Here is a 26,519-nt window from a genome sequence, read left to right as displayed (position 1 = left end):
CGCGGAGCGCCGCCGATACGATCGACGGATGCGGATCGACGGCCTCACCGACCACGCCTGCCTCATCGTCTCGGGCCCGGATAGGGAGGGGATCGTCGCGGCGGTGACGGCCCTGCTGGCGCGCCACGGCGGCAACATCGTGTCGCTGGATCAGCACTCCACCGACCCCGTCGGGGGTGACTTCTTCCAGCGGGTCGTGTTCCACCGCGAGGGACTCGCGGGCGCGCTGGGCGACTTCGAGGCCGACCTCGCCGAGACGCTCGCGCCGCTCGGCATGACCTGGGTGCTGCGCGACAGCTCGATCCCGAAGCGGATGGCGATCCTGGCGTCCACCGAGGATCACTGCCTGCTCGATCTGCTCTGGCGCCACCGCCGCGGCTCGCTGCCGGTCGAGATCGCGCTGGTCGTGTCCAACCACACGCGCACGGCCGACGACGTCGCCGCGTTCGGCGTGCCGTTCGTGCACGTCCCGTCGCAGAAGGGCCCCGACAAGAGCGCGTCGGAAGCGGAGATCCTGCGCCTGCTGGCCGAGGCGGACGTCGACTTCATCGTCCTGGCGCGCTACATGCAGATCCTGTCGGGCGACTTCCTGCAGCGGATCGGCGTGCCGGTGATCAACATCCATCACTCCTTCCTGCCGGCGTTCATCGGGGCGAACCCGTACCAGAAGGCGAAGGACCGGGGCGTGAAGCTGATCGGCGCGACCGCGCACTACGTGACCGAGGATCTGGATGAGGGTCCGATCATCGAGCAGGACGTCGTGCGCGTCACGCACGCCGACAGCACGCCCGAGTTGCGCCGCCGCGGCGCCGACGTCGAGCGCGCCGTCCTCTCGCGCGCCGTGCTGTGGCACGCCGAGGACCGCGTGCTCCGCAGCGGCAACCACACGATCGTCTTCTGACGAGCGACGCCCCTCCGCTGGATCAGCGGAGGGGCGTCGAGGGCGCGCGGTGGATCAGCGGGCGGGCTGGAGCTCGCCCTCGCCGATCGGGGTCTCGACGAGCACCTCGGTCGCCTCGACGCGCGCCGGGCGCGACAGCAGCGCGACGACCGCGGCCCCCGCGGCGAGCGCCGCCAGCACCAGGAAGCCCGTCGTGTAGCCCTGCTCGGTGGGCTCGCCGCCCGGGGCCGCCGCGGATCCCGTGATGATCGCGGCCGCGAGGGCCGTGCCCACGGCCGATCCGATCGTGCGCAGGTTGGAGTTCATGCCCGCGGCGACGCCGGTCTGGTGCACCGGGACGCTGCCGATCACGAGGTTCGTGAGCGCGGCCATCGTGATTCCGAGTCCGAGGCCGAGCAGGGCCGCCTCGGCCGTGAGCATCCAGAGCGAACCGTGCAGCAGCGCGATGCCGGCGGTCGGCACCGCGATGAGCGCCGTGCCCGCGACCAGCTGCGCGCGCAGCGACAGGATCCGCGTGAGCGGGCCGGTGAAGAAGCCCGCGAGCGCCATCAGCACCAGCATGGGCAGCATCACGAGGCCCGCGGTCGTGACGGTGCCGCCGAAGCCGTAGCCGGTCGAGACCGGCTCCTGGATGAAGCGCGCGAAGAACGCCCACACGCCGAACATGGCGGCGCCGACGAGCATGGCCGCGGCGTTCGCGTTCCAGACGCCGGGCAGGCGCATCATGCGGACGTCGACGAGCGGCTCGCGGGCGCGCAGCTCGACCGCGATCCACGCGGCCAGCAGCGCCGCGGCGAGGACGAACAGGCCGATCACGAACGGCGAGCCCCAGCCCCATGCCGAACCGGTGCTGAGCGGCAGCAGCAGGGCCACGAGCCACGCCGACAGCAGCAGCGCGGACGGGATGTTGATCCGGCCGCCGACCGCACGATCCGCGGCGGGGACGCCCCGCAGGACGAGGATCGCGCCGATCGTCACGCCCGCCAGGGGCAGGATGAACAGGCCGCGCCAGCCGATCGCGGTGGCGAGGGGTCCCGCGAAGACCGTGCCGATGCCGGACCCGACCGCCATCAGGGCGGACAGGATGCCGATGCCGCCCGCGACCCGCGGGGCCGGGAGCACGTCGCGCACCAGGCCGAAGCCGAGCGGGAACATCGCCCCGCCGATGCCCTGCAGCGCGCGACCGCCGAGCAGGACGCCGAGGTTCGGCGCGAGCGCGGCCACGATGCTGCCCGCCGCGACCGCGGCCAGCGCGATCAGGAAGATCCGGCGCTTGCCGTACAGGTCGCCGGCGCGGCCGAGAAGGGGCGTCGCGACCGCCGCGACGATGAGCCAGATGGTCAGCGCCCAGGTGATGCCGACCGCATCCGTGCCGAGGTCGCCCTGCATCACGGGCAGCACGGGCACGAGCAGCGACTGCAGGCTCGCGAAGGATCCGATCGAGACGCCCAGAGCGGTGAGGGCCTGGCGCGGGGAGGTCGTGCGGGGCGCGGCGGCGCGGCGTCGCGCGATGCGACGGATCGCGAGCGGCGCGCGCAACGGGGACGGCGCGCTCTTGCGGCGCGCGGATCCCGTGCGGGAGGAGGAGGTGCTCATGGTGTGCCGTCCGTTTCTGAGCGATGGTGGAGGAGCCGCGGCATCGGGGCTAAAATGGGAGGAAGGCTCCACTCGGAGGATCCCTCCGGTTACGTTACCGGAGGATGCCTCCGTTTTGCAAGCCGCTGCATTCGTGTTCTGTCGACCCCGGAGAGGAGAGGCCATGTCGAACCAGACCGCGGAGGCGCCCCTGCCCTCCTGGACCGGCATCCAGCGCCCCCAGCGCGCCGACGCGCGCCGCAACTTCGACGCGCTGCTGGCCGCCGCGCGCGACGCGTTCGCCGAGCACGGCACGGAGGCGTCGCTCGAGGACATCGCGCGCCGCGCCGGGGTGGGCATCGGCACGCTGTATCGCAACTTCCCCACGCGCGACGCGCTCATCGAGGCCGTCTACGTGGCCGAGGTCGAGAAGCTCGTCACCTCGGCGCAGGAGGCCATGGCCCTCGAGCCGTGGCCGGCCCTCGAGCACTGGATCCAGAGCTTCATCGGCTACATCGGCACCAAGCGCGTGCTGATCGAGAGCCTGAACCGCGAGTCCGACGTGCTGGTGAGCTGTCGCGGCGCCATGTACGGCGCGGGCGCCCCGCTCGTCAGCCGCGCGCAGGACGCCGGCGTCATGCGCACGGACGTGGAGATCGAGGACGTCGTGCGCCTCATGTCGGGCGTCGCGGGCGTCGCGTTCCCCGACGAGGATCAGCGCCGTCGCGTCACCGGGCTCGCGCTGGACGGGCTCCGCGCGCGTTCTCTCTGAGAACGTCTCGCACGCGCTCGGGCGACGCTTCGCGCCGCGGGGCCGCATCTGCGGCACGCTCGCTGTGCTCGCAGGGGGCTGCACTCCGCTCTCACTGGATGGGACACATCGAATCCGACCCGATCGCATCGCGGGGATAGAGTCACGCCCTGTGAGCGATGACGCGCGGGCCCAGGCGACCGGATCCGCCGAGCGCGCGTCCGGCGGCGTCGCCGGCCGAGGCGTCCACCTGGGGTTCCTGCTCGTCACGCTGTGCCTGATCGCCGTCAACATGCGCGCGACCATCACGGGCATCGGGCCGCTGCTCGAGCAGCTCACGGCCGACACCGGCGTGCCCCTCGCCGCACTCAGCGCGCTGACGTCCGTGCCGCTCGTGGCGTGGGCGCTGTGCTCGCCGCTCGCGCACACCGCCGCGCAGCGCTGGGGATTGAACCGCGTGCTGACCGTATCGCTCATCCTGCTCACGGCGGGCACCGTGATCCGGTCGCTGCCGTTCGTCTCGGTCGGCGGCTGGCCGATCGCGACCCTGTGGCTCGGCACGGCCGTGATCGGCGCCTCGCTCGCGGCCGCGAACGTGCTGCTGCCGGCGGTCGTGAAGCAGTCGTTCGGCACGCGCGTGCCGCTCGTGACGGCCGTCTACACCGCGTTGCTGGCCGGCTGCGGCGCGATCGCCTCGGGCCTCGTCGTGCCGATCTCGCACGTCCGGACCGGCGAGGATCCGTGGGGCTGGCGGATCGCGCTCGTCGCGGTGTGCGCGACGCTGCCGATCGCGGCAGCGCTCTGGATGATCCATCACCGCCGCGCGGGCCACGGCAGGGCCGCGCGGCGCGCAGCGGGCGTGCGGCGCGGGCCGAGCGTCTGGGGCGACGCCGTCGCGTGGCAGGTCGGCGCGTACTTCGGCGTGCAGGCATCGCTGTTCTACGTGCTGCTGACGTGGATCGCGCCCATGGCGATCTCGTACGGACGCGGCGAGGCGCAGTCGGGCGTCGACACCATGATGTTCCAGCTCACGGGCGTGATCAGCTCGCTCGGGCTGCCGTTCGTGCTGCGCGGCCGCCTGGAGCGGTGGGTGCCCGCGCTGCTGCCGCTGCTCGCCCTCGTCGCGGTCTTGGGCATGATCGTCGCGCCCGGCGGCATCCTGTGGTGGGGCATGCTCGCGGGGCTCACGAGCGGAGCGTCGCTCGCCATGTCGCTCACGCTGATGGCCTCGCGCGCCCGAGACCACCACACCGCCTCGGCGCTGTCGGGCATGGGTCAGTCGGTCGGCTATGCGTTCGCGGCCTTCCCGCCCATCGTGTTCGGCCTGCTCCACACGGCCGTCGGCGGATGGATCGCGTCGCTCGCGTTCGCGGCGATCCTGCTGTGCACACAGGCGCTGCTCGGGCTGCTCGTCGGCCGCGACCGCTACGTGCTCGACCGCTGAGGCCCGCGCGTCAGACGTGCCAGGGGAAGCGTGCGATGCGCTCGAGATCGGCCGCCAGCAGCTTCGCGAGCGCCCGATGCCCCGCGATCGTGGGGTGCAGCTCGTCCACCGCGCCCTTCGGGTTGATGTAGGCGCGGTAGTCGCGCGCGGTGATCCAGTCCTCGGCGATGGGCGAGATGTACCACCAGCCGCGTTGCGCGGCGAGCCTGGCGAGCTCGCGGTCCACGCGGGCGATGCCCGGCTCGACCGGCAGCATGCGCGGCGCGGGGCCGAGGATCACGATCGGCGTGCCGGGATGCTTCGCGGCCAGCGCGTCCCACGCGGCGTTCACCGCGCCGGGATAGAAGTCGGCCACCTGGTCGCGGTCGTTGAGCGAGCCCTGCACCACGATCAGGTCGTAGCGCGACGTCGGCTTCATCCGCTCGATGCGCTCGACGAAGGTCGCATCGGTCGCGCCGGGCATCTGATATCCGGATCCCGGGGCGCCGTCGACCGTGCTGCGTCCGCCGAGGAGATCCCCGAGCTGGTAGGCGTAGCCGCGCTCGTTGGCCCCGGCGGGACCCCACGTCCACGAGTCGCCGAACACCAGCACGCGCGGGTGATCGGGCAGGTAGATCACCCGCGTGGGCTTCGCGGGCGGCTCCGCGACGGGTGCGTCGCGTCGCACGCCGAGGGTGTCGCGGCGGTCGCCGTCCCAGTCGCCCACGAGCGTGCTGTCGGCCGGGCGTCCATAGGCGAGCACCCGACCGGCGGGACCCGGGGCGAAGCGGTCGGTCACGAAGTACGTGGCGCCGCGCCGCACCGCGGGGGTGTCGCGGCGGTCGCCGTCCCAGTCCCCCACGTACACGCGGTCGGCCTCGCGGCCGTAGGCCACCTCGCGCGACGCGCGTCCGCCGGTGAGGCGGTCGGCGAAGTAGAACCGGCTGCCGCGCCGCACGGCGAGCGTGTCGACGCCGTCGCCGTCCCAGTCGCCCACCAGGACCTGGTCGGCCGGCCGGCCGTAGGCGAGCTCGCGCTCGGCCGGACCGCCCTCGAGCCGGTTCGTGAAGAAGTAGCGGCTGCCACGGCGCACCGCGAGCGTGTCCACGCCGTCGCCGTCCCAGTCGCCCACCAGCGTCACGTCGTCGCTGCGGCCGTACACGAAGCGCGTGCCGACCGTCCGGCCGTCGTCCGTCAGGTAGTACTGGGTGCCGCGGCGCACCGCGATCGAGTCCCGGCCGTCGCCGTCCCAGTCGCCCGTGTACGCGCGATCCGCCCGGGCGCCGAACGTCAGCTCGCGATCCGCCACGCCCGTCCACGCGTTGTTGAGGAAGTAGGTCGCGCCCGCTCCGCCGCTCTCGCCGCCGCGCGCGTGCGCGCCCGACACGCCCAGCACGAGCAGCGCCGCGGCGAGCGCGACGACGACCGCGACCGCGACCGGGCGCACGCGAAGACGGTGGGAAAGCACGAGGGGGTCCTCCGGGGAGACGAGGGGATCACGCGACGAGCGCACTCACGGTCGGGCACCGGAGGATCCGCAGGACACGAGCCTACGGAAGCGCACCTCCGATCCGGCTGATCGGCGCCCGCGCCTCCCGCCCACCGGGTGCGGTGTCCCGCGGAGCCGGATTTTCCCGCACACCTATGGACATTCCCTATCGACATAGGTAACGTGCGTCGCGGATGCGCGAAGAAGCGCAGCAGACCGGAAGGATCGCTGGTGTCCGATTCCCTGGGGGCAGCCCCCACCTCGCCGCAGGCGAAGCTCGCGGCCGACTACTCGCTGGAGATGACCGGGAAGGACGTGCCCGGGCTCCATGAGGCCGAGGACGTGATCCCGCAGGGGACGCGCGTGAACGTCACGTTCCTCGGCAACGAGGACCTCGAGATGCGCGTCGCCGCGGCGAAGGCCGTGAAGGACGCGGGATTCATCCCGGTGCCGCACATCTCCGCCCGCCGCCTGTCGTCGCAGGCGCAGCTCGAGGAGTTCCTCGACCGGCTGCAGCAGGTCGGCGCGACCGAGCACGTGTTCGCCGTCGGCGGCGACCCGGCCACGCCCGAGGGCCCGTACGACAGCGCGTTCGACGTGATCCGCTCCGGCGTCCTGCAGTCCTACGGCGTGCGCGAGGTGTCGATCTCCGGCTACCCCGAGGGCCACCCCGACATCGCGGCCGATGTGCTGTGGGACCACCTCGAGAAGAAGTCCGCGTCGCTGAAGGAGCAGGGTCTGGGCGCCGTCGTCCTCACGCAGTTCGCGTTCGACACGGACCCGGTGATGCAGTGGATCGACGGCGTGCGCGACCGCGGCATCGACGCGACCATCCGGATCGGCACGCCGGGCCCCGCGGGCATCAAGCGGCTGCTGAACTTCGCCCGCCGCTTCGGGGTGGGCGCCAACGCGATGATCGTGAAGAAGTACGGCTTCTCGCTGACCAACCTGCTCGGCACCGCCGGCCCCGACACGTTCGTCACCGAGCTGGGCGACCTGCTGGCCGCCGACCCCAGGGCGGGCGACGTGAAGCTGCACATGTACGCCTTCGGCGGCCTGCGCGCCACGGCCGAGTGGGCGCGCGACTACCAGGCGAAGGTGTCGCGATGAGCGTGCACAACCCGGCGCTGCTGGACCGCGCATGCCTGATCGTGCACGGTCCGGATCAGCCCGGGATCGTCGCGGCGGTCGCGGCGCTCATCACGCGCAACAACGGCAACATCGTCTCGCTCGACCAGTACTCCTCCGACCCGGTCGGGGGCGACTTCTTCCAGCGCGTGGTGTTCCACCGTCCGGATCTGATCGCGGCGATGGCCGACCTCGAGGCCGACCTCGCGGAGACGCTCGAGCCGTTCGGAATGGAATGGACGCTCACGGACCAGTCGGTCCCGAAGCGGATGGCGATCCTGGCGTCCAAGAGCGACCACTGCCTGCTCGACCTGCTGTGGCGGCACCGCCGCGGCGAGCTGCCCGCGACGATCCCGATGGTGATCTCGAACCACACCAACACCGCCGAGGACGTCCGCACCTTCGGCGTGCCGTTCTTCCACGTCCCCTCGCAGGCCGGACCCGACAAGAGCGAGTCGGAGGCGCAGATCCTGAAGCTGCTCGACGGCAACGTCGACTTCGTCGTGCTCGCCCGCTACATGCAGGTGATCTCGGGCGACTTCCTCGAGAAGGTCGGCGTGCCGGTGATCAACATCCACCACTCGTTCCTGCCCGCCTTCATCGGCGCCGGCCCGTACCGCAAGGCCAAGGAGCGCGGCGTCAAGCTCATCGGCGCCACCGCGCACTACGTGACCGAGGATCTCGACGAGGGCCCGATCATCGAGCAGGACGTCGTCCGGGTCACGCACGTCGACACGGCGGAGGACCTGCAGCGCCGCGGCGCCGACGTCGAGCGCGCCGTGCTCTCCCGCGCCGTCGCCTGGCACGCGGAGGACCGCGTCATCCGCCAGGGCAACCACACCATCGTCTTCTGACCACCCCGTACCACCACCCACCAAGACAGAGAGGTTCCACCGTGGGACACAAGAACCTGCAGGAAGTCATCGACGCCAAGGGATCGGCCGTCGAGCTGCTGCGCAACTCGCAGATCGGCTCGTACATCTACCCGGTCGTGCCGGCCGACTTCCAGAACTGGATCAAGGAGCAGCGCGCGTGGCGCGAGACGGCCGTCCTGTACGACCAGTCGCACCACATGGACAACCTGTTCCTGAAGGGATCCGACGCGATCAAGCTGATCAGCGACACCGCGATCAACTCCGTCGCGACCTTCCCGGTCGACAAGGCCAAGCAGTACGTGCCGACCAGCTCGACCGGCGGCGTGATCGGCGACGGCATCCTGTTCCGCGAGGCAGAGGACGAGTACGTCTACGTCGGCCGCGCGCCCGCCGCCAACTGGCTGCTGTTCCACGGTGAGACGGGCGGCTACGCGAACCTCGACATCGAGGTCGACCGCCGCTCCCCCTCGCGCCCCTACGGCGACGCCGTGCAGCGCAAGTACTACCGCTTCCAGATCCAGGGCCCGCGCGCCTGGGAGGTCATCGAGAAGCTCAACGGCGGCCCGCTCGAGCAGCTGAAGTTCTTCAACATGTCCACGATGCAAATCAAGGGCAAGACCGTCCGCACGCTGCGTCACGGCATGGCCGGCGCGCCGGGTCTCGAGATCTGGGGTCCGTACGCCGACCACCACGAGATCCGCGACGCGATCGTCGAGGCCGGCGCCGAGTTCGGTCTCGTGCCGGTGGGCTCGCGCGCGTACCCGTCGAACACGCTCGAGTCGGGCTGGATCCCCTCGCCGCTGCCGGCGATCTACTCCGGCGAGGCCGAGCGCGCCTACCGCGAGTGGCTGCCCGCCGACAGCTACGAGGCCACCGGCACGCTCGCCGGATCCTTCGTCTCGGAGGACATCGCGGACTACGAGCTCACCCCGTGGGAGCTGGGCTACGGCTCGTTCGTGAAGTTCGACCACGACTTCATCGGCCGCGACGCGCTCGAGAAGGTCGACCCGGCCTCGCAGCGAAAGAAGGTCACGCTCGCGTGGAACCCCGAGGACCTCGCGAAGGTCTGGGCGTCGCTGCTGGACGTGGACGGCCCGCAGTACAAGTTCTTCGACCTGCCGCTGGCCAACTACGGCTCGGCGAACTACGACAAGGTCGTCGACGCGGACGGCACGACCGTCGGCTTCTCGATGTTCACGGGCTACAGCGCGAACGAGAAGCGCGGCCTCTCGCTCGGCACGGTCGACCCCGACGTGCCCGAGGGGACCGAGCTCAAGGTCGTCTGGGGCGAGCCCGACGGCGGCTCCACCAAGGCGTCGGTCGAGCCGCACGAGCAGTTCGAGGTGCGCGTGGTCGTCAGCCCCGTGCCGTACTCGACGGTCGCCCGCCAGACCTACCAGGGCGGCTGGCGCACGGGCTACAACGCCTGACCCGGATCCGAGGGGCCCGGGCTGGACGATTCGTCGCCCGGGCCCCTCGTCTTGTACAAGTGGATGACGGTCGAAGGGGAAGACCGGATGCGGTGCATCGAGCGAGTCGAGATGAGCCAGCGTGGAGCGAGCGGAATGAGTCGAGATGAGCCTGCGTAACGCGCTGATGGCGCTGCTGCGCGTCGGACCCCTGTCGGGCTACGACCTGCAGAAGCAGTTCCAGGTGTCGGTCGGCCACCTCTGGCACGCGCCCGACAGCCAGATCTACCCGGAGCTGCGGAAGATGGAGGGCGAGGGACTCGTCGTCGGGGAGGACCAGCCCCGCGGCGAGCGCGGCACGCGCCGCGTCTACCACCTGACCGACGAGGGCGAGCAGGCGTACGCACGCTGGATGGAGGAGCCCCTCACCTACTCGCGCGTGCGGGAGCCCGCGAGCCTCAAGGCCGCGTACCTCGAGGCGGCCTCCCCGGCCGCCGCGCGCGCGTTCCTGGACGAGCACATCCGCCACTGGCGCGGCGAGCTCGAGCAGTGGGAGGCCGAGCTGGAGCGCATCGACGCCCGCACGAACCCCATGCTGATGCGTCGGCTCGAGTCCACGAACGCCGCCGACCACGACCGCACGGTCGCGTTCAAGCGGTTCGGCTACGAGGGCCTCGTCGACCGCGCCCGCGCCGAGATCGCCTGGGCCGAGCGCGGTCTCGTGATGCTCGACGGCCTGTACGGCCCGGAGGACGCGGTCTCGGGCCACGCCTGACCGCTGGTTGTCGAGCGAGCGCAGCCAGTCGAGATGACCCGCCTGGGCCGATGTCCGCGGGTTGATGCGCCGGAGTGCGCCCGCGGCGGCTGCGCGGTGTCGTCCCCCAACGTGGGCCCGTTTCGAGGATTGAGCGAGGCGCAGCCGAGTCGACGCTCCGCAACATGCCCACGACCCCGGGGGCCTCCCTGTCGTCCACAGGCGACCGCCGGATCGAGTTATCCACCGTTTCGTGGATATGTGGGCTGAGCTGGGGATTACCGGTTGGAATGTCGGTGGCCCGGAGGAGACTTCGGGCATGGACTTCCTCACCGACCTCGCACAGCGCGTGGACGCGATCGACGCGTTCACCGCCGTCGATGTCGCCTCGGTGTCCGCGTTCACGGACGAGGACGTGGTGCGGTTCATGGCACTCGGGGCGGCCCTCGCGAAGGCGGGGCAGCGGATGCAGACCCTCGCCGCCGGCGTGGTCGCATCGCGATCCGCACGAGAGGTCGGGCATGGCGGGCTGGCGCAGTCCCGCGGACACCGCAACGCCGTCACCCTCGTGCAGGAACTGTCCGGATCCACCCGGGCGGAGGCCGTGAAGCACGTCCGGCTCGGGGAAGCCCTGCTGGAAGCTGTGCTCGCCGAGCGCGCTCAGGTGGAGATCGAGCCGGAGCGGGCAGCGCCATGGCATGCACCCATCGATGCGGCGCTGCTGGACGGCACGGCGTCGACGTCGCAGGCCGACGCGATCCTGCGCGGCCTGGCCGAACCCCCCGTGGAACCCGGTGCGGAGACCGCGGCCGTGGATGCGGTGGACGCGTGGCGGGTGGCCGCGGAGCAGCTGCTCGGCGAGGTCGGATCGCTCACTGTGGAGGACCTGGCCGCGGCGGCGCGGCAGGTCCGCGACCGCCTCGACCCCGCCGGGGCCGAAGCCCGGTACCTGGCCCGGCATGAGGCACGGTCCTTCACGATGTGGACCGACGCGGGTGGGGTGCATCACGGGAGGATCCGGTTCGACGACCACGGCCACGCCTGGGTGCGCACCATCGTCGACGCCGCCCTCCGCCCCCGCCGCGGCGGGCCCCGGTTCGTCGACCCGGCCGAGCAGCAGAAGGCGCAGCAGCTCGTGGAGGATCCGCGCACGAACGAGCAGCTGACCTACGACCTGATCATGGATGTGCTGCGGGCCGGGGCGACCGCCGACGCGGAGACCGTGTTCGGCACCCGACAGGCCGGCGTGCGCGTCGTCGTGGTGAAGGACGATCCGGTCGGGCACTACGAAGACGGTGGAGACGCGGTGCCGGCCGCGGCGGTGCAGCAGCAGGTGTGTGCCACCGGGACCGTCGATGTCGTGATCGACCCGGCCGGGAACCCCCTCGATGTCGGGCGGGAGCAGCGACCGTTCACCCCGAAACAGCGCATCGCCCTCGCGGTGCGGGACGGCGGATGCGTCTGGCCGAACTGCACCCTGCCCGCCTCGTACTGCGAAGCGCACCACATCGACGAATGGCACGCCCACGACGGACGCACCGACCTCGACCGCGGCGTGCTGCTGTGCCGGCACCACCACATGAACCTGCACCACCACCGGTACCGCATCCGCCGCGACGGACACGGACCGCTGACCCTGCACCCGCCCGACGGGCCACCGATCCCGCTGCGATCGAAGTCGCCGCTGCGGTGGCTGTGGGACCCACCCCCACGAGCCGCCTGACGGCCGGGTGCCTGACGGCCCGGTGCCGCCCTGTGGGGAGGGCGACCGGCCGACGGCCGATGCACGCCCACAGCGGTGGGCGCTCACGGTAGCGGCGCGAACGGCGACGGCGGCAGACGCCCACAGCGGCGGGTGCGCGGAGGGCCTAGGTCGCGTACTCGAGAAGGTCGCCGCCGAGGGCGTGGAACGCGCTGTGCACGCGGTGGCGGTGCAGCAGGGACAGGTCATCGAACGCGACGATGAGCGCGTAGGCGAACGCTCCGCGGCGGCCGGCGACCACGCCCGCGTCCGCCCGGACGCCGCGCTCGCGGCCGGTCTTGGCGAAGTGCACCAGGCCGTGGCCGTCGGGCTCGTGCGAGAACGGATCGCCTCCCACGGCCGCGCCGACCAGGCCGACGTCCGTCACGGGGCTGAGCCAGCTCACCACGCGCTCGCTCACGGCCGGCCCGACCGCGGTGCCTCCGGCGAGCGCGGCGAACAGCCCCGCGAACTCCTCGGCGGTGCCGAGCGCGATGTAGGGCGCGTCATCCGGTCCGCGCTCGGCACGGAAGCCGTCGAGCAGCGCGGAGCGGGGCATCCCGAGGTCGACGAACCGCCGCGTCACCTGCTCGTGCCCCACGGTCTCGAGCAGGGCGTTGGCGGCCGCGCCGTCGCCGGCCGCCGCCGTCAGCACCGCGAGATCGACCACGGGCAGCGTCGGCACGGCCATGTCGCGCCACACGCCGGTGGGTGCGGGGCGGTCGGGCTGCGCGCGGTCGACGAGCGCGAGCGGGTCGACCGAGCCGTCCTCGATCCGCGCGGCGGTCTCGACCAGCAGCGGCACGACGCCGAGGCCGCCGACCGGGAGCGGCCGGTGATCGTCGCCGGCCAGCACCACGTCGCCCTTGTCGAGATCGGCCACGTGCACCCCGACCTGGGCGCCCGCGAGAGACAGCCCCTCGAGGGCGCTCGTCGTGGCGCGGAACGTGCGCGTCTGCCGCCCCCGGCCATGCTTCATGGCCCGCCGGGTGCCCTGCGGCACGTTCGTCACTTCGGCTCGCTCCGCTCGCTCAGCACGGCGCACGTCGGTCCTTCGGTCATCCCTGCTCTGCTGTCCTTCGCCGTCCATTCTGCGCCTTCGCGACGAGCACCGAAGCTCGCTCAGGCGACGATCCGGTGAAGAAGTGGCGATTCTCGCGCGCCTCCCGCCACCGAGCGGGAGCCTGCAGCCGCCGCGCCTCGCGCGGGTGCGCCGCGGGCGGGAGGACCCGGATCAGCCGACGAGCGAGCGGAAGTCGGTCGCGCTGAGGGTTCCGATCGCCGCGGGGTCCTCCCCCGCCAGCACGTCGCGGAACAGCCGCGACTTCTTCTCCTGCATCGCCACGACCTTCGACTCGATCGTGCCCTTCGAGATCAGCCGGTACACGACCACCGGCCGCGTCTGCCCGATCCGGTGGGCGCGGTCCGTGGCCTGCGCCTCGGCCGCGGGGTTCCACCAGGGGTCGAGCAGGATGCAGTAGTCGGCCTGTGTGAGGTTGAGGCCGAAGCCGCCCGCCTTGAGCGAGATGAAGAACACCGGCACGTCCCCCGACGTGAAGCGGTCGATCATCCGCCTCCGCGCGCCCATGGACACGGATCCGTCGAGGTACGCGAACGGGATCCCGCGCTTCTCGGCGACCGCGGCCGCGCGCCCGAGGAACTGCGTGAACTGGCTGAACACCAGCACGCTGTGCCCGTCCGCCACGATCTCGTCGAGCAGCTCGCCGAGCTTCTCGAGCTTGGCCGAGGGGGCGGTGCCGTCGCCCACGAGATCCGGATCCAGCGCGAGCAGGCGCAGCGTCGTGAGCGAGCGCAGGATCTCCATCCGGTTCGCGTCGACGTCGTCCAGCAGGCCCAGCACCTTCTGCCGCTCGCGCTGCAGCCGCATGGCGTACGCGCGCCGGTGCGCGGGATGCAGCTCGATCTCGAGCAGCTGCTCGGTCTTCTCCGGCAGGTCGGAGGCGACCTCCTCCTTGGTGCGGCGCAGCATGAAGGGCCGCAGGCGCCGCCGCAGCCGGACGAGCCGCTCGCCGTTGCGCTCGCGCTCGATCGGCTTGCGGTACTGATCCGTGAACGATCGCTCGCCGCCCAGCAGCCCCGGCGCGACGAGCGAGGCGAGCGCCCACAGCTCGAGCAGGTTGTTCTCGAGCGGCGTGCCGGTGATGGCGAACTTGCTCGGCGCCTCGAGCAGGCGCGCGCACCGGTGCGTCTGCGCGCGGTGGTTCTTGATCTGCTGCGCCTCGTCGAGCACCAGCACCCGCACGCCGAGCGCCTGGTACTCCTCGAAGTCGAGCCGGAACAGCGCGTAGCTCGTCACCACGAGCCGCGCGTCGCCGACCGCCTCGGCGAGCGGTGTGCCGCGCTTGCCGCTCGTCTCCTCGACCGCGACAGCCGGCAGCGCGGGCGCGAAGCGCTCGGCCTCCGACACCCAGTTCGACACCACGCTGGTCGGCGCGACGACGAGGTATCGGTCGTCCGGCGACTCCTGCCGGGCCCGCTCGAGCGCGGCCAGCACCTGCACGGTCTTGCCGAGTCCCATGTCGTCGGCGAGGATCCCGCCGAGCCGGTGCCGGATCAGGAAGTCCAGCCACGACAGCCCCACGCGCTGGTAGTCGCGCAGGTGGGCGCGGAAGCCCTCAGGCGTCTCGACCGGCTCGAGGCGGTCGGCGTCGGACAGCCCGCGCAGCCGATCGAGCCACTCGTTCGCCTGCGCCTGCACCAGGCCGATGCCGACGAGCTCCTCCCAGAGATCCGTCTGCCAGCGGCTGATCCGCAGCGGGCCGGTGGGGCGATCCTGCAGCCCGCGCGCCTCGTCGAGCAGCTCGCGCAGCGGGTCGAACTGCGCCTGGCTGAGCGTGAACACCGTGCCGCTCGGCAGCACGACGTAGCGGTCGCGCGCGACGAGCGCGGTGAGCAGCATGCCGAACGGCACGGCCTCGCCGCCGACGTTCACGCTGACCTCGAGGTCGAACCAGTCGTTGCCGTGCGGCGACGTCGCCACGTGCACGACGGGCGGATCGGCCGCGAATCGATACTCGGGCTGCTCGTCGGTCTCGTCGATCCGGAGACCGTCGATCCCGCGCAGCGCGGGCAGCACGCCCGTGCGCAACTCGACCGTCTCGTCCCTCGTGAGCATCGCGGCGCCGAAGCCGGTGCCCGATCGCACCCCGAGCAGCCCTCGCCGCTCGCCCGCGGCCGCCTCGACCGTGTCGCCGATCGCGCGCTCGTCGGCGGGCATCCGCGCGCCCGACGCGTCCGGGTAGTCCCAGCGCCAGGCGAGCGTGGCGCGCGCGTCGTCCTGCGCCAGGGTCAGGACCAGCGTCGGCCGCGTCGGGGCCGGGATGTCGTAGGTGCCGGCGACCGAGCGCAGTGGCGCGATGCGACGCAGCTTCGGCAGGTACTCGCGCTCGAAGTCGCCGAGGGCCTCGACGGGGATCGTGAACGGCTCGCCCTCCATCAGCCGCGTGAAGGCCTCGGCCAGGGGCTCGCGCAGCGGCACCAGCTCGCGCAGACCGGCCTCGCCCACCAGCGCGAGCGCGGCGACGGGCGTCCCGATCGGCAGGATCCGCGTGCCGTCGGCGCCCGGCAGGTCGATCACGGGCTGCACGTGCAGCGCACCGTCGCGGCGCTCGAGCGCGAGGTGGTGCCCGGCGGGTTCCGCGCGCAGGGTCACGCCGTGCTGCGCCTTGACGTCGGCCACGAGGTGCACGCCCGCGTCGCGCAGCTCGACCAGCACGTCCCACAGGCCGCGGCTCGGCAGCTCGTCGAGGCGGATCCACTGCGGCGCCCGGTCGTAGGAGCCCCATCGGCTGCGGGCGACCGGGCGACGGGAGACCGGCGTGCCCGGGAAGTGCTCGCGCGCCTCGTACAGCGCCTCGAGCTCGCCGAGCGCGCGCCGCTGGTCGGCCGTGATGCCCTTGCCGTCGAGGTCGCGCCATCCGATGCCCGTGCGGATCCACGTGCCGCGCGTGCCGCGCAGCGCGGGCCGGATCTGCACGCCCTCACCCGCACGGTCGCGCTCAAGGCCGATCAGCAGAGCGACGTCCACCGGCTCGGCGGCTCCGTTGTCGTCGAGCGCGCGCTCGAGCACGCGGCGCCACGGCTCGACGAGCCCGCCGCGGGGCAGGTCGGTGCCCGATGTCGCGCCGTGCGCGATCAGGTGCAGGATGGCCGCCGCGTGCACGCAGCCGTCCCTGCCGCACTCGTCGCAGTCCACGGCGATGCCGTCGCGGTCGCTGAGGTCGACGTAGATCGTCCATCGTCCGACGCGGCCCTCGTATGAGGTGGTGCCGCCGAGATCGAACCGCTCGACGATCCGCGCGACGCCCTGCTCCGCCAGGTGCGCGCCGTGCTGCACCATCCACGCGGGCAGGATCCGCGGCAGGTCCGCGGGGCTCAGCTCGAACGGCACCCCTCGAGCCTAGGCGCGGGCTCCGACAGCGAGCTCACTCGAGCGCCGTCATGTCCCCGGTGCGCAGCGGCCCCGCCGGACCGTAGCGCAGCAGCACGGCACCCTTCTCGGACACGACCGGCGGGGCGAGAAGCTCCAGTGTGGCCGGTACCGCGCCGTCCGGGAAGACCTTCCTGCCCTGTCCGATCACGACGGGGTACACCCACAGCACGAGCTCGTCGTAGGCCTCCGCCGCGAGCAGCGACTGCACGAGGTCGATGCTGCCGATCACGTGGATGCTCGCGTGACGCTCACGGAGCGCGGCCACGTCGGCCGCGGCATCCTCCCCCAGCTGAGTCGTGCGCCGCCACGCGAGCACGGGGGCCCCGCGCGAGGCGACGTACTTCGGGATCGCGTCGAACCTGCGCCCGACGACCCCGATGCCGTCGCCCTCGGTGTGCCTCGGCCAGTAGTCCGCGAAGATGTCGTACGTCCGGCGGCCGAGCACGAGGGCGTCCATCTCCTCGATCCCCCTGCCGATCTCCCGGCCGTCGACCTCCCCCTCGACGGGCGCCTGCCAGCCGCCGTAGGCGAAGCCACCGGACGTGTCCTCGTCGGGTCCGCCCGGAGCCTGGGCGACGCCGTCGAGCGAGCAGAACAGGTCGATGAAGATGCGCCCGGTCATGGCCGGCTCCTCTTCCGCAGGGATCGCGCGGCGGACGCCGCGTCCGATCCGATCCTCGCCAGGCCAGGATCGCCCGGTCAAGAGCGGCGGCGCACAGGGGAGCGCCGGACACTCAGCATCGATCGGCCAGAATCTATCCGTGCCGAACGATCCCGCTCCCCTCGCCCACGTCGTCCTCATCGGCGGGCCGAGCGGATGCGGCAAGTCGCGACTCGCCGAGCAGTCGGGCCTGCCCCTGCTGCGGCTGGACGACTTCTACCGCTCGGGCGACGATCCCGCCCTGCCGCACCTCCCGACCGGCGAGGTGGACTGGGACCACCCGGGATCGTGGCATCGGGATCGCGCGCTCGCGGCGCTGGACGAGCTCGCCCGCACGGGACGCACCGAGGTGCCGATCTACGACATCGCCGCGAACGGCCCGGTGGGAACGCGCACGCTGGAGCTCGGCGGCGCCACGCGCTTCGTGGCCGAGGGCGTGTTCGTCGCGGAGGTGGCGGCGGACGCACGCGAGCGCGGCATCCTGGCCGACGCCGTGTGCGTGCACCGCTCGCGGTGGCTGACGATGCTGCTGCGGTTCGTGCGCGACGTGCGCGAGCATCGCAAGCCCGTGCCGTTCCTCATCCGGCGCGGATTCCTGCTCGCCCGGCGCGAGCCCGCGATCCTGGCGCGCCTGCGCGACGCGGGCTTCCGGCCCGTGACCGCGCGCGGCATCCGAGGGCTTCTCTCCTAGAAGATCTCGCACGCTGCGGGGCCGCAAGCGGCGCCCTTGCGAGCGAGGGCGCTGTCGCTTCGCTCCATCGCCGGCAGCGCTTCGCGCTGCGGGCCCCATCCGGGGCACGCTCGCTTCGCTCGCACGGGGCTCCAACCGGGCCCCGCGCGCACCCTCACCAGATGCTGACGCGCTGGTCCTCCGGCAGCCACAGGGCGTCGGTCTCCGTCACGCCGAACGCGTCGTAGAACGCGTCGATGTTGCGGACGATCTGATTGCAGCGGAACTCGTTCGGCGAGTGCGGGTCGATCGTCAGGAGCCGGATCGTCTCGGCGTCGCGGCCCTTCTGCTGCCACACCTGCGCCCACGACAGCAGCAGGCGCTGCACGCCCGTGTAGCCGTCGATGACCGGAGCCTCCTGGCCGCCGAGGGACAGCTCGTACGCCTTCAGCGCGATGCCGAGACCGCCCAGGTCGCCGATGTTCTCGCCGATCGTGAGCGCGCCGTTGACCTTGTGCGCCTCGTCCAGGCCGACCGGCGTGAGCGCGTCGTACTGCGCGATGAGCGCCTTCGTGCGCTCCTCGAACGCGGCGCGATCCGCTTCCGTCCACCAGTCGTTGAGCGATCCGTCCGCGTCGTAGCGGCTGCCCTGGTCGTCGAATCCGTGACCGACCTCGTGACCGATCACGCCGCCGATGCCGCCGTAGTTGGCGGCGTCGTCGCGCTCCGGATCGAAGAACGGGTACTGCAGGATCGCGGCGGGGAACACGATCTCGTTCATCAGCGGGTTGTAGTACGCGTTCACGGTCTGCGGCGTCATGAACCACTCGTCGCGATCGATGGGCTTTCCGACCTTCTCGATCTGGCGGTCGTGCTCGAACGCGCTCGCGCGGCGGACGTTGCCGAGCAGGTCCGTCGCGTCGATCTCGAGCGCGGCGTAGTCCTTCCACGCCACGGGGTACCCGATCTTGGGGTTGAACGTGTCGAGCTTCTTCAGCGCGCGCTCGCGGGTCTCCGGGCTCATCCACTCGAGCTTCGCGATGCTCTGGCGGTAGGCCTCGAGGAGGTTGGCGACCAGGGCGTCCATCGCGGCCTTCGCGGCCGGCGGGAAGTGTCGCTCGACGTAGACCTTGCCGACGGCCTCGCCCAGGGCGCCCTCGGCGAGCGCGACGCCGCGCTTCCAGCGCTCGCGGATCTCCGGCACACCCGTGAGCTCGGTGCCGTTGAAGGCGAAGTTCTCCTGCACGAACTGGTCGGGCAGGTACGGGGCCGCGGCGCGCACGATCTTGAAGCGCAGCCACGCCTTCCAGTCCTCGATGCGCTCCTCGGTGAGCAGCGTGCCCAGGCCCTCGAGGAACGACGGCTGGTACGCCACGACCTCGGCGAACGCCTCCGGGTTGCCGGGGGCGACGCCCTCGAGCCAGGGCGTGAGGTCGAGCCCCGTGAGCTGCCGGATCTCGTCCCACGTCTTCAGGTTGTAGGTCGCGACCGCGTCGCGGCTGCGCACGTTGTCCCAGTGGTGCGATGCGATGTCGGTCTCGAGCGAGACGACGCGATCCGCCTGGCCGGCGGCATCCGGGATCCCGGCCAGATCCAGCATCTTCTCGACGTGCTCGCGGAACTTCTCCCGCGTGCCGGCGAAGTTGTCGAGGCGGTAGTAGCTCTCGTCGGGCAGCGAGATGCCGGCCTGCACGAGGAACGGCACGTAGCGCGTCGGCTGTCCCGGGTCGGGCTCCACGAAGAGGCCGATCACGGACGCGACGCCCTGCCGGTCGAGCGCGCCCACCGTGCTGAGGAACGACGCCACGTCGGTCACGGCCTCGGCCTGCTCCAGCTGGCCCTCCAGGGGGGCGGTGCCGAGCTGGGCGATCCGCTCCTCGTCCATGAAGCTCGCGAACGCGTCGCCCACCTTCCGGGCGTCGGTGCCGGGCTCCGCCTGCTGCGAGTCCTCGATGATCTCGTGCACGTGCTTCTCCGCCTGCTCGGCCAGCAGGTGGAACGAGCCCCAGCGGGCCTTGTCGCCGGGGATCGCGGTGCGTTCGATCCACGCGCCGTTGACGTGGCGGTACAGGTCGTCCTGGGGCCGGATCTCGTCGCTGAGCTCCTCGAGCGCGATCCCGGAGCGAAGCGGGGCAGGCGTGGCGTCGGTCATGCCTCCCACCCTATGGGCATAGGGACTCCGGACGTCGCGGAATGACGCGGATCCGCGGCGCGTCGAATCAGGCGCGACCGGTATCCCGATGGACCGGATCCGCGGGCGTCGACGACGACGCCGAGCCGCCCCATCCCGGCCTCGTGTCGGAGCCGCGCACTAGCCTCGAACGGTGACCCGGACCCGCACCCTGAACCGCGACATCCTGCGGCTGGCGGTGCCGGCGCTCGGATCTCTCGTCGCCGAGCCGCTGTTCCTGATGGTCGACGCCGCGCTCGTGGGACACCTCGGGCTCGCGCCGCTCGCGGGGCTCGGGATCGCCTCGGCCGTGCTCAGCACCATCGTCGGCCTGATGGTCTTCCTCGCCTACGCCACGACCCCCGGCGTCGCACGCCGCTTCGGCGCGGGCGACACCCGCGGCGCGGTGTCGGTAGGCATCGACGGCATGTGGCTCGCGCTGGGCCTGGGCGCGGTGCTCGCGATCGCGGGGTCCTTCTCGGCGCCGACGCTCGTGGCCGCATTCGGGCCGACCCCGGAGGTCACGGCCCAGGCGACCACCTACCTCGGCCTGTCGATGTGGGGCCTTCCCGCGATGCTCGTGGTGTTCGCCGCGACGGGCCTGCTGCGGGGTCTGCAGGACACGGTCGTGCCGCTGTGGATCGCCGGCCTCGGCTTCCTCGCGAACGCCGCGCTGAACGCGCTGTTCATCTACGGGCTCGGCTGGGGCATCGCCGGATCCGCGGCCGGCACGTTGGCCGCGCAGTGGGGCATGGTCGCGGCGTACGTCGTGGTCGTCGGCCGCCTCGCGCGGCGGCACGACGCGCGGCTGCGGCCGCAGCGCGACGGCATCCGCGGATCCGCGCGCGCCGGCGGCTGGCTGTTCCTGCGCACCGTGAGCCTGCGCCTCGCGCTGCTGCTGACGGTCGCGGTCGCGACCGGCCTCGGCACGCACGAGCTCGCCGGCTGGCAGGTGGTCTTCACGATCTCCTCCACGGCGGCGTACGCCCTGGACGCCCTCGCGATCGCCGCGCAGGCGCTGATCGGCAAGCACCTGGGAGCGCGGGACCCGGATGCCGTGCGGCACGTGCTGCACCGCACGCTCGCGTGGGGCGGGTGGTTCGGGCTCGCGCTCGGCGTCGTGGTCGCCGCGCTGTCGGGCGTGCTCGGCCTCGCGTTCACCGGCGATCCCGCGCTGGCGTCGCTGATCCAGCCCGCGCTGATCCTGATGGCGATCGGCATGCCGCTCGCCGGCCTCGTGTACGTGCTCGACGGCGTCCTGATGGGCGCGGGCGACGCGCGCTACCTCGCGGTCGTGGGCGTGCTGAACCTCGTCCCGTTCCTGCCGGTGCTCTGGCTCGTGTCGTGGCTCGTCCCCGCCGGAGCGACGGGCCTGGCCTGGCTCACGGTGGCGTTCTTCGGCGTCTACATGGCCGCCCGCGGCGTCACGCTCGGGGCGCGCGTGCGGGGAAGTCGCTGGATGACGGCGGGCGAGCGGATCGCACCGCCCGCGTCGTAGCGTGGCTCGCGTGACCGAGACCCGCACCCACCTCATCGAACTCGGCGACGGCCTGCGCGTGTCCCGGCAGGGCTACGGCGGCATGTCGCTGAGCGACGTCTACGGCCCGGTGACCGACGACGACGCCCTGCGCACCCTGACGCACGCGGTCGACGCCGGCGTCACCTTCGTCGACACCGCGAACATCTACGGCGGCGGGCGCAGCGAGCGCACGGTCGCGCGGCTGCTGCGCACCCGCCGCGACCAGGTGCAGCTCGCGAGCAAGTTCGGCATCCTGACGGGCGGCGGGATCGGCCGGCGCGGCATCCGGGGCGACCGGGAGTACGTGCGCGAGCAGATCGAGCTCAGCCTCAGCCGGCTGGGCACCGACCACCTCGACCTCTACTACCAGCACCGCGTCGACCCGAACGTGCCGATCGAGGACACCGTCGGCGCGCTGGCCGAGCTCGTGGCCGAGGGGAAGATCCTGCACATCGGCCTGTCGGAGGCGACCGGCGAGGAGATCCGCCGCGCCGCGACGGTGCACCCGATCGCGGCGGTGCAGACCGAGTGGAGCATCGTCAGCCGCGATGTCGAGGCGCACGTGATCCCCGCGGTCCGGGACCTGGGCATCGGGTTCGTGCCCTACTCGCCCCTCAGCCGGCAGTGGCTCACGGGCCTGTTCGACGCGGCGGCGCTGACCGAGGGCGACGGCCGCCCGAAGTTCCCGCGGTTCGCGCCCGAGGCGCTCGCGGCGAACCGGCCGGTTCTCGCGGAGGTGCTCGACGTCGCGCGCGACGCCGACGTGACGCCCGCGCAGCTGGCTCTCGCGTGGCTGTACGACAAGGGCCGCGCGCTCGATCTGCCCGTCGCGCCGATCCCCGGCACGCGCTTCACGGAACGCGTCGACGAGAACCTCGCGGCCGCGGACATCGCGCTCGCGCCCGAGCACGTCGCGCGCCTCGACGCCCTCGCCGGCCGCGTGGTCGGGGCCCGCTCGGCCAATCCGCAGTGGGTGTCGGCCGGGCGCGAGTGACGCCCGCGACCGCCGGGGTCAGCGGGCGAGCGCCTCGAGCTCGGCGATCTCGATCTTCTTCATCCGCATCATGGCCTGGACCTGCTCGGGCGTCTGCATGAGGGCGTCCATCCGCGCGGGCACGATCTGCCAGCTCACGCCGAACCGGTCCTTGCACCAGCCGCACTGCTCCGACTCGGGCACGGCCGACAGGCGATCCCAGTAGTAGTCGATCTCCGCCTGGTCCTTGCACGCCACGACGAACGAGACCGACTCGTTGAACGTGAAGAGCGGACCGCCGTCCAGGCAGCCGAACGCCACGCCGCCGAGCGTGAACTCGCCGTTGATGACCTTGCCCGCCATCCCCTCGAAATGGGTGTCGAGGCTCTCGTCCGGGTACTCCTCGATGCTGTCGATCCGGCTCTCCGGGAACACCTCGCAGTAGTAGTCCATCGCCTCGCGGGCGTTGCCGTCGAACCACAGGAACGGGCGGATGAGCGGTGCGCTGATCATGGTCGACCTCCTCGTCGCGCGTCACGCTACGCCGCGCGTGCGTCAGCGTCGAGAGCCCCACTCCCCCGAGAGAGCGGTACTCACCAGCGGCAGAGTTCGCACTCACCCAGCGAGAAAAACAGCGAAAGGGGTTTCCCCGGCGCGTCGCGTCCCCCACGATGGACGAGGAAGGATCATGCACCCACCTATCGCGAAGCCCGTTCAGCACGTCGCGACGCCCTCCGCGCGTCGCGTCTTCGCGGTACGCGCGGGCCGCTCCGTCGGCGTGCTGACCCTCCTCACCGCGGCCGTCGCCGCCACCGGCGCGGCCGTCCCGACGCCCTCGCCCGGCCCGCTCGCGGCGCCCGTGTCCATCGTCGCCGAGACCGCGGCGGACATCACCGGCGCCGACGAGGAGCAGGCCGGCTTCGGCGCTCCCGACGTCGGCCTGCCGCGGTTCGTCGGCGAGGGCCTGCCGGAGGAGAGCGCGCAGCTGGCGGCCGACGTGCAGGCCGGCTCTCCCGCGCTGACGTCGAGCACGTACGCCGCGACCACGCCGGACGAGCTGGCCAGGATCCACCGCGACGCGCGCGCCGCGCTGGTGCGCGCCGCCCTCGCCGCCGGCATCCCCGTCGATCTCTCCCGCTTCGCCGAGGCCGGCGACATCGACCTCGCCTCCGTGGGACGCCTCGCGTGGCCGCTCGCGGGCGGGGCCATCACGGACGTGTTCGGAGCCCGCGGCGGCCGTCACATGGGCCTGGACGTCGCCGCCGCCGCCGGCACGCCGATCGGCGCCGCGGCGCCGGGCATCGTCATCCTGTCCAGCGAGTCCTACTTCGGCTACGGCGTCGCGGTCATGATCCTGCACGTGGACGGCATGGTCACTCTCTACGGCCACATGACGCACGGCAGCCGCGTGGTCGAGGCCGGCGACTGGGTCGAGACGGGGGACCCGATCGGCCTGGTCGGCAACACCGGGCACAGCTTCGGCGCGCACCTGCACCTCGAGGTGCGGATCGGCGGCGTGCCGGTCGATCCGCTCGGCTACCTGAACGGCGACTCGAAGCGCCCCGTGATCAAGGCGTGGACGCCCAAGGACGTCCCCGCGCCGCCGCAGCCGGCCGCGCTGCCCCCGGAGCCGAAGCCGACCGCCACAGCCAAGCCGACGCCGACCGCGACGCCCACGGGCACGCCCACCCCCTCCCCCACCGGGACGCCGACGCCCACGGGCACCCCGCCGCCGGGTCCGACCGGGACGCCCACGCCGACCGCCACCCCGACGCCGACCGCGACGCCGACGCCCACGGGCACCCCGAGCCCGCAGCCGACCGCCCCGCCCGCCACCTCGACGCCCGCGCCGACCGCCCCCGCCCCGACGCCGACCACGTCGTCCACGCCGACGAAGGCGCCCGCCACCCGGGCACCGACCACGAAGGCGCCCGCGACGAGCACCCCGACGCCCACGGCACCCGCGCCCACGACCACGCCGACCGGATCGAACCTGCTGTCCGACGTCGTCGACTCGCTGCTCTGAGTCAGCCCGCCGCGTGACGGCGGCACCACTCGTACATCACCACGGCGGCCGCGGCCGAGGCGTTGATCGACCGCGTCGAGCCGTACTGCGTGATCTCGATGTGCCCGGCGGCCGCGGCGAGGGCCTCGTCGGACAGCCCGGGGCCCTCCTGCCCGAACAGGAGCACGCATCGCTCCGGCAGCGCCGCGCGATCGACCGGCACGGCCTCCCCCACGTTGTCGACGGCCAGGATCGGGATGTCCGCCTCGCGCGCCCACGCGGCGAACGCCGCGACGTCCTCGTGGTGCACGACGTGCTGGTAGCGGTCGGTGACCATGGCTCCGCGACGGTTCCACCGGCGGCGCCCGATGATGTGCACGGTGTCGGCGAGGAACGCGTTCGCGCTGCGCACGATGGATCCGATGTTCATGTCGTGCTGCCAGTTCTCGATCGCGACGTGGAACGGGTGCCGCCGCGCATCCAGATCCGCGACGATCGCCTCCATGCGCCAGTACCGATAGCGGTCGATCACGTTGCGGGTGTCGCCGTGCGCGAGCAGCTCGGGATCGTAGACCGGCCCGATCGGCCACTCCCCCTGCCACGGACCGACGCCGTGGCCGCGCACCTGGTCCATGGGCTGGTGGCTCGCGGCATCCGTCACCACGAAAGGCTACCGCGCGGCTCTTTTCGGGTCACCTAAATATCTGCCACACTGAGCAGATGACGACGACCGCGGTCCGCACCGCGCGCCCCCCTCGGGTCGCGTGGCTGCTCGGCCCCGCGCTCGTCGCCGGCGTCGCATACCTGGACCCCGGCAACGTCGCCGCCAACATGACCGCGGGCGCCCGCTACGGCTACCTGCTCGTGTGGGTGGTCGTGCTCGGCAACGCGATGGCGTGGCTGATCCAGTACCTGTCCGCCAAGCTCGGCGTCGTGACGGGCGAGAGCCTGCCCGAGGTGCTGGGGCGGCGCATCCGGCACCGCTGGGCGCGGCGCGCGTACTGGGTGCAGGCGGAGCTCGTCGCCATGGCGACGGACGTCGCCGAGGTGATCGGCGGCGCGGTCGCGCTGAACCTGCTGTTCGGCGTGCCGCTGCTGTGGGGCGGGATGATCACGGGCGCCGTGTCGATGGCGCTGCTGGTCGTGCAGTCCGCGCGCGGCGCGAAGCCGTTCGAGTTCGTGATCATGGGCCTGCTCGCGATCATCGCGATCGGGTTCGCTGTGGGCGTCTTCGTCGCGCCGCCCGACGGCGGCTCGGTGCTCGCGGGCCTCGTCCCGCGCTTCACCGATGCGGGATCCGTGCTCCTCACCGCCTCGATCCTCGGCGCGACCGTGATGCCGCACGCGATCTACGCCCACTCCGCCCTCAGCCGCGACCGCTTCGCGCCGCGCGGATCCGCGCACCTCGCGACCGGCGACGGCTCCCTGCGCGAGGGCGGCGTGAGCGTGGCGCGGATCCTGCGGGCGACGCGGTGGGACGTCACGATCGCGCTGGGCGTCGCCGGATCCGTCAATCTCGCGATCCTGCTGCTCGCCGCCGCGAACCTGCCCGGCGTGGCCGGCACCGACAGCCTCGAGGGCGCGCACGCGGCCATCGCGGCCGGGCTCGGCACGGCGATCGCGACGCTGTTCGCCGTGGGCCTGCTCGCGAGCGGCCTCGCGTCGACATCGGTCGGCGCCTACGCGGGCGCGGAGATCATGCAGGGCCTGCTGCGCGTGCGCATCCCCCTGCTCGCCCGGCGGCTGGTCACCCTGGTGCCGGCCCTCGTGATCCTGGGGCTCGGCTTCGATCCGACGCTCGCGCTCGTGCTGAGCCAGGTCGTGCTGTCCTTCGGCATCCCGTTCGCGCTCGTGCCGCTGGTCGTCCTCACGGCGCAGCGCCGCACGCTCGGCCCGCACCGCAACCGCGTCTGGACCACCGCGCTGGGCGCCGCCGCGGCGGCGTTCCTCATCGTGCTGAACTCGCTGCTGCTCTGGCTGCTCGCGACGGGCGCGTGAGCGGCCGCTCCTCGTCCGCCCAGG

Annotated in this window: 21 protein-coding genes; 13 read left to right on the top strand and 8 right to left on the bottom strand. The window is 72.5% G+C overall.

From position 1 onward, the window contains the following. The first annotated feature begins 28 nt into the window (after positions 1-28). Complete coding sequence (gene purU, locus AAD528_RS09080; RefSeq protein ID WP_345751750.1) at positions 29-901, top strand: formyltetrahydrofolate deformylase; 873 nt, start codon at positions 29-31, stop codon at positions 899-901. A gap of 54 nt (positions 902-955) precedes the next feature. On the opposite strand, the gene AAD528_RS09075 is transcribed toward purU (AAD528_RS09080), so the two are convergent. Beyond that, positions 956-2,497 (bottom strand): MFS transporter, encoded by a 1,542-nt coding sequence (locus AAD528_RS09075; RefSeq protein ID WP_345751749.1) that lies wholly within the window; start codon positions 2,495-2,497, stop codon positions 956-958. 163 nt (positions 2,498-2,660) lie between these two features. On the opposite strand from AAD528_RS09075, the gene AAD528_RS09070 reads away from it, so the two are divergent. Further along, positions 2,661-3,248: a TetR/AcrR family transcriptional regulator gene (locus AAD528_RS09070; RefSeq protein WP_345751748.1), complete on the top strand. Its 588-nt coding sequence runs from the start codon at positions 2,661-2,663 to the stop codon at positions 3,246-3,248. Between the two features lie 151 nt (positions 3,249-3,399). Continuing rightward, positions 3,400-4,671 (top strand): MFS transporter, encoded by a 1,272-nt coding sequence (locus tag AAD528_RS09065; RefSeq protein WP_345751747.1) that lies wholly within the window; start codon positions 3,400-3,402, stop codon positions 4,669-4,671. Positions 4,672-4,681: 10 nt separating this feature from the next. On the opposite strand, the gene AAD528_RS09060 is transcribed toward AAD528_RS09065, so the two are convergent. Continuing rightward, complete coding sequence (locus AAD528_RS09060) at positions 4,682-6,118, bottom strand: SGNH/GDSL hydrolase family protein (protein WP_345751746.1); 1,437 nt, start codon at positions 6,116-6,118, stop codon at positions 4,682-4,684. A 321-nt stretch (positions 6,119-6,439) separates the two neighbouring features. Here AAD528_RS09060 and AAD528_RS09055 point away from each other — a divergent pair, with 321 nt between their 5' ends. The 5 genes from AAD528_RS09055 to AAD528_RS09035 all read left to right on the top strand — a co-directional run bounded on the left by AAD528_RS09055 (position 6,440) and on the right by AAD528_RS09035 (position 12,028). After that, the gene (locus AAD528_RS09055) at positions 6,440-7,249 is read left to right on the top strand and encodes a methylenetetrahydrofolate reductase (RefSeq protein WP_345751906.1); all 810 of its coding nucleotides are present in this window, start codon (positions 6,440-6,442) and stop codon (positions 7,247-7,249) included. Beyond that, the gene (gene purU / locus AAD528_RS09050; protein WP_345751745.1) at positions 7,246-8,121 is read left to right on the top strand and encodes a formyltetrahydrofolate deformylase; all 876 of its coding nucleotides are present in this window, start codon (positions 7,246-7,248) and stop codon (positions 8,119-8,121) included. Before AAD528_RS09055 ends, purU (AAD528_RS09050) begins: the two co-directional genes overlap by 4 nt. 41 nt (positions 8,122-8,162) lie before the next feature. Next, the gene (gene ligM / locus AAD528_RS09045) at positions 8,163-9,572 is read left to right on the top strand and encodes a vanillate/3-O-methylgallate O-demethylase (RefSeq protein ID WP_345751744.1); all 1,410 of its coding nucleotides are present in this window, start codon (positions 8,163-8,165) and stop codon (positions 9,570-9,572) included. Between the two features lie 145 nt (positions 9,573-9,717). Beyond that, positions 9,718-10,326 carry a PadR family transcriptional regulator gene (locus AAD528_RS09040; RefSeq protein WP_345751743.1) on the top strand — a complete coding sequence of 203 codons (609 nt, stop codon included), beginning with the start codon at positions 9,718-9,720 and terminating at the stop codon, positions 10,324-10,326. A gap of 298 nt (positions 10,327-10,624) precedes the next feature. After that, the gene (locus AAD528_RS09035; RefSeq protein ID WP_345751742.1) at positions 10,625-12,028 is read left to right on the top strand and encodes an HNH endonuclease signature motif containing protein; all 1,404 of its coding nucleotides are present in this window, start codon (positions 10,625-10,627) and stop codon (positions 12,026-12,028) included. Between the two features lie 145 nt (positions 12,029-12,173). Here AAD528_RS09035 and AAD528_RS09030 read toward each other — a convergent pair whose 3' ends face one another. The 3 genes from AAD528_RS09030 to AAD528_RS09020 form a co-directional block, all read right to left on the bottom strand. After that, complete coding sequence (locus AAD528_RS09030; RefSeq protein ID WP_345751741.1) at positions 12,174-13,058, bottom strand: serine hydrolase; 885 nt, start codon at positions 13,056-13,058, stop codon at positions 12,174-12,176. A gap of 222 nt (positions 13,059-13,280) precedes the next feature. Beyond that, positions 13,281-16,457: a DEAD/DEAH box helicase gene (locus AAD528_RS09025; protein ID WP_345751740.1), complete on the bottom strand. Its 3,177-nt coding sequence runs from the start codon at positions 16,455-16,457 to the stop codon at positions 13,281-13,283. A 34-nt stretch (positions 16,458-16,491) separates the two neighbouring features. Further along, positions 16,492-17,121, bottom strand: coding sequence for a dihydrofolate reductase family protein (locus tag AAD528_RS09020; RefSeq protein WP_345751739.1), 630 nt, complete (start codon positions 17,119-17,121; stop codon positions 16,492-16,494). A 139-nt stretch (positions 17,122-17,260) separates the two neighbouring features. On the opposite strand from AAD528_RS09020, the gene AAD528_RS09015 reads away from it, so the two are divergent. Further along, positions 17,261-17,851: an ATP-binding protein gene (locus tag AAD528_RS09015; protein WP_345751738.1), complete on the top strand. Its 591-nt coding sequence runs from the start codon at positions 17,261-17,263 to the stop codon at positions 17,849-17,851. Between the two features lie 154 nt (positions 17,852-18,005). On the opposite strand, the gene AAD528_RS09010 is transcribed toward AAD528_RS09015, so the two are convergent. Beyond that, the gene (locus tag AAD528_RS09010) at positions 18,006-19,982 is read right to left on the bottom strand and encodes a M13 family metallopeptidase (RefSeq protein ID WP_345751737.1); all 1,977 of its coding nucleotides are present in this window, start codon (positions 19,980-19,982) and stop codon (positions 18,006-18,008) included. Between the two features lie 172 nt (positions 19,983-20,154). On the opposite strand from AAD528_RS09010, the gene AAD528_RS09005 reads away from it, so the two are divergent. Then, a complete protein-coding gene (locus AAD528_RS09005; RefSeq protein ID WP_345751736.1) occupies positions 20,155-21,498 on the top strand; it encodes an MATE family efflux transporter in 1,344 nt (447 codons plus the stop codon). Positions 21,499-21,508: 10 nt separating this feature from the next. Next, positions 21,509-22,513 (top strand): aldo/keto reductase, encoded by a 1,005-nt coding sequence (locus AAD528_RS09000; RefSeq protein WP_345751735.1) that lies wholly within the window; start codon positions 21,509-21,511, stop codon positions 22,511-22,513. An 18-nt stretch (positions 22,514-22,531) separates the two neighbouring features. Here AAD528_RS09000 and AAD528_RS08995 read toward each other — a convergent pair whose 3' ends face one another. Then, positions 22,532-23,005, bottom strand: coding sequence for a VOC family protein (locus AAD528_RS08995; RefSeq protein WP_345751734.1), 474 nt, complete (start codon positions 23,003-23,005; stop codon positions 22,532-22,534). Between the two features lie 175 nt (positions 23,006-23,180). Between AAD528_RS08995 and AAD528_RS08990 the strand changes: the two genes are divergently transcribed. Then, entirely contained in the window at positions 23,181-24,518 is a 1,338-nt protein-coding gene (locus AAD528_RS08990; RefSeq protein WP_345751733.1) for a M23 family metallopeptidase, read from the top strand. A gap of 1 nt (position 24,519) precedes the next feature. Here the strand turns inward: AAD528_RS08990 and AAD528_RS08985 are convergent, their stop codons facing one another. Beyond that, entirely contained in the window at positions 24,520-25,131 is a 612-nt protein-coding gene (locus AAD528_RS08985; protein ID WP_345751905.1) for a TrmH family RNA methyltransferase, read from the bottom strand. 86 nt (positions 25,132-25,217) lie between these two features. On the opposite strand from AAD528_RS08985, the gene AAD528_RS08980 reads away from it, so the two are divergent. Then, positions 25,218-26,495, top strand: coding sequence for an Nramp family divalent metal transporter (locus AAD528_RS08980; RefSeq protein ID WP_345751732.1), 1,278 nt, complete (start codon positions 25,218-25,220; stop codon positions 26,493-26,495). Positions 26,496-26,519: the final 24 nt, after the last annotated feature.

The sequence above is a fragment of the Microbacterium rhizophilum genome, assembly GCF_039605615.1.
In the GTDB taxonomy this organism is placed as follows: domain Bacteria; phylum Actinomycetota; class Actinomycetes; order Actinomycetales; family Microbacteriaceae; genus Microbacterium; species Microbacterium rhizophilus.
This window is presented reverse-complemented; position numbering and strand designations above follow the sequence as displayed.